8 protein-coding genes and 1 pseudogene are annotated in these 9,932 nt (G+C 73.5%); 2 read left to right on the top strand and 7 right to left on the bottom strand.

The genetic code is table 11. The annotated features are described in order from the left end of the window. Nucleotides 1-475 (top strand): hypothetical protein (locus tag LG632_RS28020; protein ID WP_226730416.1); only part of this gene is annotated, 475 nt, incomplete at its 5' end. Nucleotides 476-598: 123 nt separating this feature from the next. Here the strand turns inward: LG632_RS28020 and LG632_RS28015 are convergent. Then, complete coding sequence (locus LG632_RS28015; protein WP_226730415.1) at nucleotides 599-1,366, bottom strand: ABC transporter ATP-binding protein; 768 nt, start codon at nucleotides 1,364-1,366, stop codon at nucleotides 599-601. Continuing rightward, nucleotides 1,359-2,279 carry an ABC transporter permease gene (locus LG632_RS28010; RefSeq protein ID WP_226730414.1) on the bottom strand — a complete coding sequence of 307 codons (921 nt, stop codon included), beginning with the start codon at nucleotides 2,277-2,279 and terminating at the stop codon, nucleotides 1,359-1,361. The genes LG632_RS28015 and LG632_RS28010 overlap by 8 nt, the downstream gene beginning before the upstream one ends. A gap of 149 nt (nucleotides 2,280-2,428) precedes the next feature. On the opposite strand from LG632_RS28010, the gene LG632_RS28005 reads away from it, so the two are divergent. Next, a complete protein-coding gene (locus tag LG632_RS28005; protein ID WP_226730412.1) occupies nucleotides 2,429-3,106 on the top strand; it encodes a TetR/AcrR family transcriptional regulator in 678 nt (225 codons plus the stop codon). 68 nt (nucleotides 3,107-3,174) lie between these two features. Here the strand turns inward: LG632_RS28005 and LG632_RS28000 are convergent, their stop codons facing one another. The 5 genes and pseudogenes from LG632_RS28000 to LG632_RS27980 form a co-directional block, all read right to left on the bottom strand. After that, nucleotides 3,175-5,436 carry a bifunctional glycosyltransferase/CDP-glycerol:glycerophosphate glycerophosphotransferase gene (locus tag LG632_RS28000; protein ID WP_226730410.1) on the bottom strand — a complete coding sequence of 754 codons (2,262 nt, stop codon included), beginning with the start codon at nucleotides 5,434-5,436 and terminating at the stop codon, nucleotides 3,175-3,177. Between the two features lie 176 nt (nucleotides 5,437-5,612). Further along, on the bottom strand, nucleotides 5,613-6,539 hold the full coding sequence (locus LG632_RS27995; RefSeq protein WP_374203614.1) for a carbohydrate ABC transporter permease: 927 nt from the start codon (nucleotides 6,537-6,539) through the stop codon (nucleotides 5,613-5,615). Between the two features lie 8 nt (nucleotides 6,540-6,547). Further along, the gene (locus tag LG632_RS27990; RefSeq protein ID WP_374203613.1) at nucleotides 6,548-7,873 is read right to left on the bottom strand and encodes a carbohydrate ABC transporter permease; all 1,326 of its coding nucleotides are present in this window, start codon (nucleotides 7,871-7,873) and stop codon (nucleotides 6,548-6,550) included. Between the two features lie 2 nt (nucleotides 7,874-7,875). Beyond that, nucleotides 7,876-9,246, bottom strand: a complete 1,371-nt coding sequence (locus tag LG632_RS27985; protein ID WP_226730406.1) for an ABC transporter substrate-binding protein — start codon at nucleotides 9,244-9,246, stop codon at nucleotides 7,876-7,878. A 119-nt stretch (nucleotides 9,247-9,365) separates the two neighbouring features. Further along, nucleotides 9,366-9,932: pseudogene (locus tag LG632_RS27980) on the bottom strand (FHA domain-containing protein); the annotation flags it as partial.

Genomic DNA, 9,932 nt, shown 5'->3' with positions numbered 1-9,932 from the left:
GCAGAAGCCGCCGACCAGCGGCGGCAGCACCCCGACGAACCCCGGCGGCGGGGGCAGCCAGCCGCCCGCCGGTTGCGGCGGCGGGGTGTGGGGCGCGATCACCAACGTCGGCGACGGCCTGAAGGTGGGCCTGGCCTCCAACAGCACGGCCGCCGGCACCAAGGTCGTCATGGGCGGCACGACGTCGCTGGGCTGGGTGTACGAGCGCTCCAGCTACGAGTCGTTCCGCGCCTGCTCCCCGAGCGGGCCCTACCTGGGCATGGCCCTGACCCAGTTCGGCGAGACGGTGAAGGTCGAGCTGGGCGGCGGCGGGGGCGTCTGGTGGAACCTGGAGCGCATCGCGGGCTCCAGCGCGTACCTCATCAAGGACATCCACTTCCAGGGCGGCTGCCTGACCGACAACGGCGCCGGCAAGCAACTGACGGTCGTCACGTGCGTCGCGGGCGCCAAGTCCCAGCAGTGGTACGTCCCCTGACCCGACCGGCCCCCGGCTCCGCGAACAGGTTGGCTGGGGTGCGCCGCAGCCGTGGCCGCGGCGCACCCGCGCCAGGCGTGGCCCACCTCGGCCTGGCGGCCTCGTTCGTCGCCGTCGCGGGGCTCAGCCGCTGAAGGACTCGTAGGCGTCGCAGACCTCCTTGACCGGGCCGTCCATGCGGAGTTCGCCGCGTTCCAGCCAGATGGCGCGGTCGCAGGTCTCGCGGACCGTGCCGATGCTGTGGCTGACCAGGAAGACCGTGCCCGCCGTGGCGCGGAGTTCCTCGATGCGCTTCTGGCTGCGCTTCTGGAAGGCCGCGTCGCCCGTGGCGAGGGCCTCGTCGATCATCAGGACGTCGTGGTCCTTGGCCGCGGCGATGGAGAAGCGCAGCCGGGCGCCCATGCCGGAGGAGTACGTGCGCATGGGCAGGGAGATGAAGTCGCCCTTCTCGTTGATGCCCGAGAAGTCGACGATGTCCTGGTAGCGCTCGCGGATCTGCTGCTTGGTCATGCCCATCGCGAGGCCGCCGAGGATGACGTTGCGTTCGCCGGTGAGGTCGTTCATCAGGGCGGCGTTCACGCCGAGCAGGGACGGCTGGCCGTGCGAGTACACCTTGCCCGAGGCGACCGGCTGGAGGCCCGCGATGGCCTTGAGCAGGGTGGACTTGCCCGAGCCGTTGGTGCCGATGAGGCCGATGGCTTCGCCCTTGTACGCGGTGAAGCTCACGCCGCGCACGGCGTGCACCTCGCGCACGCCCTTCTCGGCCTTGCCGCCGCGCAGGATGCGGCTGAGGGCGGCGGTGGCGCTGCCGCGGCCCTTGCCGCCGCCGTGGACCTTGTAGACGACGTGGACGTCGTCCGCGATGACGGTGGGAACGCGCGTGTCAGCCACGGCCGTACGCCTCCTCGGCCTTCCAGAAGTAGACGAACCCGCCGACCCCGGCGAGCAGGGCCCAGCCGACCGCGATCGCCCAGACGTGCGGCGGCAGGGCGTGGGCGGGGAAGCTGTCGATGAGCGAGAAGCGCATCAGGTCGATGAAGACGGCGGCCGGGTTGCACTTGAGGGCGAGTGTCACCCAGTGCGGGAACGCGTCCTTGGCGAGCATCGAGTCGATGCTCCACATGACGCCCGAGGAGTACATCCAGGTCCGCAGCACGAAGGGCATCAGCTGGCTGACGTCCGGCATGCTGCTGCCGATGCGCGCCATGACCATGGCGCACCCGGCCGCGAACACCGCCGTCAGCAGCAGTGTCGGCACCGCCAGGAGCCAGGACGGGCGGGGCATCTGGCCGAAGGCCAGCAGCAGGACCGCCAGCGCCCCCATGGTCACCAGCAGCTGCTGGAAGAGCTGGACGACGGTGGAGATGGGCAGGCTGGCCCGGGGGAAGTGCAGGGCGCGGACCAGGCCGATGTTGGAGTGGATGGACCGGGTGCCGCTGTTGATCGAGCTGCCGATGAAGTCCCAGACGAAGACGCCGGTGAGCAGGAACGGGATGTAGTCGGCGACCCCGTGGCTCGCCTTCATGACGATCCCGAAGATGAAGTAGTAGACGAGCGCGTTCAGCAGCGGGGTGACCAGGTGCCAGACCTGGCCCAGCTTGGCCGTGCTGTACTGCGCCGACATGCGGGCCGTCGCGAAGGCCGTCACGAAGTGGCGCCGGCCCCACAGCTGCCGGACGTACGCGGGGAGGGAGGGGCGGGCCCCGCTGACGGTCAGGCCGTGCAGGGCCGCGAGCTCGGCGGGGGCGAGGTCCGGTGGTGGGGGTGCCGCCGCGGGCGCGGTCCGGGTGGTCGTGGTGGTCACGGGGTCGCTTTCCGTCGGTCGTGTTCCGTCCCCGGCTTTCGTCGGGACGGGTCCGTATCGTCGCTACGGTGAGCGTAGGGCGCCGGACGTCGGAACGCAACCGTTTCGTCGCTACGGAGGAGGGGTGGCGTCCCGGCTATGCTCTGTGCATGACCACGGACCCTGCCGCCACACCGTCCGCCACACCGTCCGCCGCCCCGACCGCTCCCGCCGCCCAGGCCGCCGCCCCCCGCCGCGCCCCGGCCGGGGCCGCCGTGCTGCGCGAGGACGTGACCGACGCCATCCGCGCGGCCGTGCTCGCGGAACTCGCGGCCGTCGGCTTCTCGCGGATGTCGATCGAGGGGATCGCCCGCCGGGCCGGGGTCGGCAAGACGGCCGTCTACCGGCGCTGGAAGTCCAAGCTGCACCTGGTGCTGGACCTGATCGGCGCGTTCGCCGTCGACGGACTGCCGGTGCCGGCCACCGGCTCGCTCTACGGGGACGTCCGCGCGCTGCTGGAGGTCATGTCCCACCTCCTTCGCCACCCGGTGGCGTCCGCGGTCATCCCGGACCTGCTGGTGGAGGCCTCCCGCAACCCCGAGATCGCCGACGCGGTGCGCGGCGCGCTGCTGGACGGGCAGCGCCGGATGGCCGAGGGCATCGTCGCCGAGGCCGTCTCCCGCGGCGAACTGCCCGCGGGCACCGACCCCGACCACGCCCTCGACCTGGCCATCGGCCCGCTGTACTGGCGCCAGGTGGTCGTCCGCGACACCACCCCCGCCGCCTATCTGGACGAGCTCGCCCGCTCGGTCGTGGCGGGCCTCGGCGCCGCCCGGTCAGCCGCCTGAGAGCTGACCGCCTGCGCCTGACCCGCCTGCCCCGCGGCGACCGACCGGCCCGGCCCGGCCCCCCGCCCCTACGGCCACAACCCCGCCCCCAGCCGCGCCAGCGGCTCCGCGACCGCAGCCGGCGACGAGGCCGCCGGGGCGGGCCGGCGCTCCTCCAGCGGGACGAACGGCGGCAGTCCCGAGGTCTGGCCCAGGAAGACGTGCCGGACCACCCGCTCCGCCGCGTACCCGTCGTCCAGCGCGCAGAACCGGGCCCGGAACGCCGCCCTCAGCTGCGCCGAGCGCGAGCCCTGCCAGTGGCCGGTGGTGAAGATGTCCACCAGCTCGTCCTGGGTGCGCGCGACCGCCCCGGGCGGGAAGGCCCGCAGGTCGAAGTACGTGCCCCGGGCGGCCTCGTACGCCTCCCAGTCGTCGGCGTGGATGACGATCGGCCGGTCCAGGGCGGCGTAGTCGAACATCAGCGACGAGTAGTCCGTCACCAGCGCGTCCGCCGCCAGGCACAGCTCCTCGACCGACGGGTACGCCGAGACGTCGATCAGCCGCGGGTGCCGGTCCGGAGCCAACGGCCCCGGCCCGTACGTCAGGTGGCCCCGGGCCAGCACCACGAACCGCGGCCCGAGGTCGCGCAGCACCCGCTCGAAGTCCAGGTGCGCGGGCCGGCTGCGCCGGTAGTCGCGGTGCGTGGGGGCGTACAGGATCGCGGTGGTGCCGGCGGGCACGCCGAGGCGCTCGCGCACCTCCCGCACCCGCTCGGCATCGGCGTGGTGGAAGACGTCGTTGCGCGGGTAGCCGTACTCCAGCGTCGTGTACGAGGCCGGGACCGCCTTCTCCCACACCAGCGTGGAGTGCCGGTTGGCCGACACCAGGTAGTCCCACTGGTCGGCGCCGCGCAGCAGGCCCGCGAAGTCCGCGGTGGGGCTGGCCGCCGGGCGGTCCTGGAGGTCCAGGCCGACCCGCTTGAGCGGGGTGCCGTGCTGGGTCTGCACCAGCACCTGCCCGGGGCGCTTGACCAGCGCGCGGTCGACGTTGACGTTGGTGACCAGGTACGTCGCCCGGGCCAGCGCCCGGTAGTACGCCGCCGAGCCGGGCCGCAGCGGGGTCGTCGCGGGCGGCAGGGTGGCGCGGTGCGCCGGGTCGCAGATCCAGGCCGTGCGCATCCGCGGGGCGAGCTCCCGCAGCTTCGCCTCGATCGCGGCCGGGTTGCAGGCGTAGCCGCCGTGCCAGTACGCGCTGAAGACGGCCAGCTCCGGGCGCAGCGGCAGCATGCGCTGGAGCCGGTAGTACAGCCGCAGCGCCGCCTCGCGCAGCCCGTGCCCCAGGCCCGCGCCGGCCCGGCCGGCGGCCAGGCCCGCGGCGCGCAGCACCGACAGCGTCCGGTAGGTGCGGCGCAGGCCGAGGCGCATCAGGGCGTGCCGCAGCCGGGCGGTGCGCGAGAGGGAGAGCGGGACCGACCCCTTGGCCCGGTGCGTGCGCAGCAGCGCGGCGGCCCGGCGGAAGAACTCCGCCCGGCACGACCGCGGCAGCCGGCGCCGGTCGGCGTACAGGGCGCAGAAGTGCTCGGCCATCCGCCGGTGCATCGTCGGCCGCCAGCGCTGGAGCTCGGGCCGCTCGGCGAGGAAGCCGAACAGCCGCTCGTACTGGTCGAGGACGTCCAGGTGCCGGCGGGTCGTCGTGGTCAGGATGGAACCGGTGCGGCGCTGGCGGTAGTGCACGCACACCCGGTCCAGGACGGCCACCGACTCCGCCGTCAGCAGTGCCGGATACGTCCAGGCGACGTCCTCGTAGAAGCCGGGCGCGAAGCGCAGGCCCTCGCGCTCGACGAACTCGCGCCGGTAGGCCTTGTTCCACACCACCATCAGCATGCCCAGGAGCGAGGGGCGGTCGGCCAGCCGGAAGCTGGCCGGACCGTCCTCGGCCAGCCGGTGCGAGAGCCGGTTGCGCACCACCTCGCCGGTCCAGAACGCGCGGGCGTAGTCGTGGACGAGGACGTCCGGGGAGCCGGTCGCCTTGAGCCGGTCCGCGATCGCCTGGAGCGCGCCGGGCGCGAAGGTGTCGTCGCCGTCGAGGAAGAGCACGTAGTCGCCGACGGCCCGGTCCAGCCCGGCGTTGCGGGCCGGGCCCAGGCCGACGTTGTGCGGCAGGTGCACGGCGGTGACCCGGGGGTCCTTGGCCGCGTACGCGTCGACGATCGCGCCGCAGCCGTCGGCGGAGGCGTCGTCGACCGCGATGACTTCCAGGTCCGTGAACGACTGCGACAGGACGGAGTCCAGACTCTCCTGCAGGTACGCCTGAACCTTGTACGCGGGCACGATGACGCTGAACCGGGGCACGGCACATCCAGGGGTCGGCGCGGGCATGTTGCCCGGGAACCGATGTGACGATCAACGGGTTACGCCGAGTGTGGCATTCGGGTTACGGAGCGTCATCGCGGCGTGTCGCGGCGGACGTCGTCGCGCGGTGCGCGACGCACTGCCGTCGCGCCCTGTCCGGGGCGGCGCCGTCGCCCTCACTTCACCGCGCCCGCCATCACCCCCGAGACGAACTGCCGCTGGAACGCGAAGAACACGACCAGCGGGACCACCATGGAGAGGAACGCGCCCGGCGCCAGTACGTCGATGTTGTTGCCGAACTGCCGGACCTGCTGCTGGAGGGCCACCGTGATCGGCGGATGCGCGGAATCGGCGAACACCAGCGCCACCAGCATGTCGTTCCACACCCACAGGAACTGGAAGATGCCGAGCGAGGCGATCGCCGGACCGCCCAGCGGCAGCACCACGCGGGCGAACAGCCGCAGTTCGCCCGCGCCGTCGAGCCGGGCCGCCTCCAGCAGCTCGCGCGGGATCTCCGCGAAGAAGTTGCGCAGCAGGAAGACGGCGAACGGCAGGCCGAAGGCGGTGTGGAAGAGGACCACTCCGGCGGTCGTCTCGAACAGGCCGATCGTGCCGAAGAGTTCGGAGACCGGGATCAGCGCCACCTGGACGGGTACGACGAGCAGCCCGACCACCACGAGGAACAGCCAGTCGCGGCCGGGGAACTCCAGCCAGGCGAAGGCGTATCCGGCGAGCGCGCCCACGACGAGGACCAGCACGGTCGCCGGGACGGTGATCGCCACCGTGCTCAGCAGGGAGCCGGTGATCGTCTCGTTCTCCAGCAGGCGGGCGTAGTTGTCGCCGGTGAGGCGGGCCGGTGCCGTCAGGGCCTGCCACCAGCCGGCCTTGTTCAGGTCGGCCGGGGACAGGAACGAGGAGATCAGCAGGCCGAAGGTCGGCAGCAGCCAGAACAGCCCGGCCAGCACCAGGAACACCCGCACCGCCCCGCCCGCGGCGCGGGCGGCCAGCCGGGCGGAGGCCTTCCGCGGCCGGGGGCCCGTGGCCGCGGTGGTGGCCGCCGCGGAGGCGGGCGGGGGTGAGGGAGCGGGGGTGGGCGAGGGCATGGCGGTGGTCATCGGCGTCCCTCCCGGCGTATCCGGCGGATGTTGTAGAGCATCACCGGCACCACCAGCACCAGCAGCAGCACGGCGATGGCACTGCCCAGGCCCTGGTCGGCGTCCGTGCCGAACGAGGTCCGGTACAGCTGGAGCGCCAGCACGTTGGCGTCGTCCTGCACCGAACCGGGCGCGATGACGAAGACCAGGTCGAAGATCTTCATCACGTTGATCACCAGCGTCACCAGCACGACGGCCAGCACCGGCGCCAGCAGCGGCACGGTGATCCGGCGGAACACCTGCCACTCGCCGGCGCCGTCCACCCGGGCCGCCTCCAGCAGCTCCCGGGGTACGGCGGCCAGCCCCGCGCCGATCAGCACCATCGCGAAGCCCGCCCACATCCACACGTAGGCGCCGATGACCGCCGGGGTGACCAGGACCGGACCCAGCCAGTCCACGCCCGCGTACGCCTCACGGAAGTTCTCCGCCGGCAGCCGCAGCACCGCCCCGTCGGCCTTGGCGGACAGCGTGAACGTGCCGTCTCCGCGGGCCGTCGTGCGCTCCACCACCTTGCCGTCGCGCACTGCCTCGATCCGCATGCCCCGGTACGCCGACTCGGTCGGGTCGACCGCGTTGGTCCGCCCGCCCCCGCCCCGGGTGAAGTCCTGCCAGGTGGTGCCGGTGACCTTGCCCGGCTCGGCGGGCGCCGCCGCGGCCGGCCCCGTACCGTCCGGCAGGGCGTCCTGGGCCACGCCGACCAGCGGCAGCAGCACCGGGACCCCCGCCCGGACCGGCTCCTTCGTCACGTACGCGCCGCCGCCAGCCGCCACCAGCGGCGAGTCCCGGCCGGGCCGGGCCTTGGGGAACGCCGAGGCCTCCGCGAAGGTGTCGTGCACCCCCACCCAGACGGCGTTGGCCACGCCCCGGTCGGGGTCGGCCTCGTAGACCAGCCGGAAGATGATGCCCGCCGCCAGCATGGAGATCGCCATCGGCATGAAGACCACGAGCTTGAACGCCGTGCCCCAGCGGACCCGTTCGGTCAGGACGGCGAAGATCAGGCCGAGGACGGTCGCCGTGGTGGGCGCCAGCACCACCCACACCGCCGTGTTGCGCAGGGCGGTGCGGATGGTGTCGTCCGCGAAGATCTCCCGGTAGTTGGCCACCCCGACGAAGGCGTCGCCGGAGCGGTCGAAGAAGCTGCGGTAGAGCGAGTAGCCGATGGGATGCACCACCAGCGCCCCGAGCAGCACCAGCGCGGGCAGCAGGAACGCCGCGGCCACGGCCCGGCCGCGCCACCGCTCGCGCGAGCGCGCGGTGGCGCCGGCCCTCGTCACGCCGGCCACGCCTAGTGCCCGTAGGCCTTGGCCGCGTCGGCCTCCAGGCGGGCCTGGACCCCGGCGACGTCGGAGGGGTTCGCCAGGAAGTCCTGCAGCGCCTTCCACTCGCCCGCGCCGGGGGTGCCGCCGAAGGCCGCCGGTGCCTGGTCGGACATGTCGAAGCGGAAGTCGTCGCCCGCGGCGATCAGCGACCTGGCGATGCCGCGCTGGATGTCGTTGGGGTACGCGGCGAGGTCGACGGCCTTGTTGGGGGAGACGAACCCGCCCTGCGCGGCCTGGATCTCGGCGGCGTCCGGCGAGGCCAGGAACGTCAGCAGGGCCTGCGCGCCCTTGGACGGCTTGAGCGCGACGGCCACGTCACCGCCGGAGACCACCGGAGGCTTCTCGCCGACGGCCGGGAACGGGAAGACCAGGGCGTCGGTGCCGATCTTGGCCTCGGTCTGGGCGATGTTGACGGCCACGAAGTCGCCCTCGAAGACCATCGCGGCGGCCGGCTGGTCGCCCCCGGTGAACGTCTGCGTCACCGACTTCGGGAACTCGGTGGCCAGCGCGCCGCTCTGGCCGCCCGCCAGGAAGTCCTTGCGCCCGAACAGCGAGGCGAGGGTGCGCAGGGCCTCCCCGACGCTGGCGTCCGTCCACTTGATCTCGTGCTTGGCCAGCTTGTCGTACATCTCGGGGCCGGCCTGGGAGAGGTAGACGTTCTCGAACCAGTCGGTGAGCGTCCAGCCGTCCGCGCCGCCGACCGACACGGCCGGTACGCCGGAGGCGGACAGGGTGTCGGCGGTGGTCAGGAAGTCCTTCCAGGTCTTGGGGACCTGGGCGCCCGCCGTCTGGAAGGCCTTGGCGTTGTACCAGATCAGCGACTTGTTGGCGGCCTTGTAGTAGACGCCGTACTGGGTGCCGCCGACCGCGCCGAGGTCCTTCCAGCCCTTGGAGTAGTTCTTGTCGAGCTGCGCCCGGGCCTCCGGGCCGAGGGGCTGCGCCCACTTGTTCTGCACGGCCGCGGTCAGCGCGCCGACCTGCGGCAGGAGGGCCACGTCCGGCGGCTGTCCGCCGGCGACCTTCGTCCCGAGGAAGGTGACGATCGGGTCCTGCGCCGGGACGAACGTGACCGTGGCGCCGGTCCGCTTCTCGAACTCCTTGAGGACCTTGGTGAAGTTCTCCTGCTCCGGCCCGGTCCACACGGCGGCGACTTCCAGCCGCTCGCCGGCGAGCTGCGGTAATTCCACGCTCCTCTTCGGCGTGGCCGAGCCGCCGGCCGGCGGGTCCGCCTCCGAGCCCTTCCCGTCCCCGCCGCCGCAGGCCGTGAGCGCCAGGGCGCCCACCGCGGCGAGCGCCGCCCAGGTGCGAGTCTTCCGACCGGTACGTTGCGTGCGCATGGCTGTGCCCCCGATACCCGTGGTGTGTCGCGTGCCACAAGGTCTACGCCGACCCGGCGGCCAGCCGCAATACCGCGTCACGGCCCGGATGCCACCGGGGACGGCGTGTCGGGCGGGACTCAGGGGGCGGGCGGGAACGGCACGGGTATCGCGGAGACCAGGTGGGAGGCCCGCTCCAGGGCGCTGGCCAGCAGGGCGAGGTCGGTCGGGCCGTTGCCCAGCTCGCGGACCGGACGCCGGGCGGGCGGATCGCCCATCCGGTCCCACTCCAGCGGCACGACAGTGGGCCTCTGGGTGGCGGTCCGGGGAATCCGCCCGGTCACCCGCCCGGCCTGGAACGGCACCAGCCGGCCGTCGGGGTGGCGCAGCACGGCCCGGCCGGGCCCCGGCTGGTCGGGGGCGGCCAGCTCGACCCGCAGCGGGCCGATCCGGGACAGCTCGGTGTCGGCGGTGCGGTCCGGGCGGGCACTGCCCACCACCAGGTGGACGCCGAGCCGGGCGCCGTCACGGGCCACGGCCTCCAGGGCGCGCACGACGGAGCCGGCGGCGGGCCGGCCGGTGCTGCCGAGCGCCGGGGCGACCAGCGCGTCGAGGTCGTCGACCAGGACCACCAGGCGGGGCAGCGGGGTCGGGCCCGGGCCGGGCTCCGTACGGACCGCGGCGGCGCGCAGGCGCAGGGTGCCGGT

This window comes from Streptomyces antimicrobicus, assembly GCF_020532625.1.
GTDB classification, from domain to species: domain Bacteria; phylum Actinomycetota; class Actinomycetes; order Streptomycetales; family Streptomycetaceae; genus Streptomyces; species Streptomyces antimicrobicus.
Note: the sequence above shows the minus strand (reverse complement) of the source record. Positions and strands in the feature narration are given on the sequence as shown.

Bases quoted from the DNA above. Each gene is read 5' to 3' on its own strand.
- LG632_RS28005 (WP_226730412.1), top strand. From the start codon at position 2,429: ATGACCACGGACCCTGCCGCCACACCGTCCGCCACACCGTCCGCCGCC.
- LG632_RS27995 (WP_374203614.1), bottom strand. From the start codon at position 6,539: ATGCCCTCGCCCACCCCCGCTCCCTCACCCCCGCCCGCCTCCGCGGCG.
- LG632_RS27985 (WP_226730406.1), bottom strand. From the start codon at position 9,246: ATGCGCACGCAACGTACCGGTCGGAAGACTCGCACCTGGGCGGCGCTC.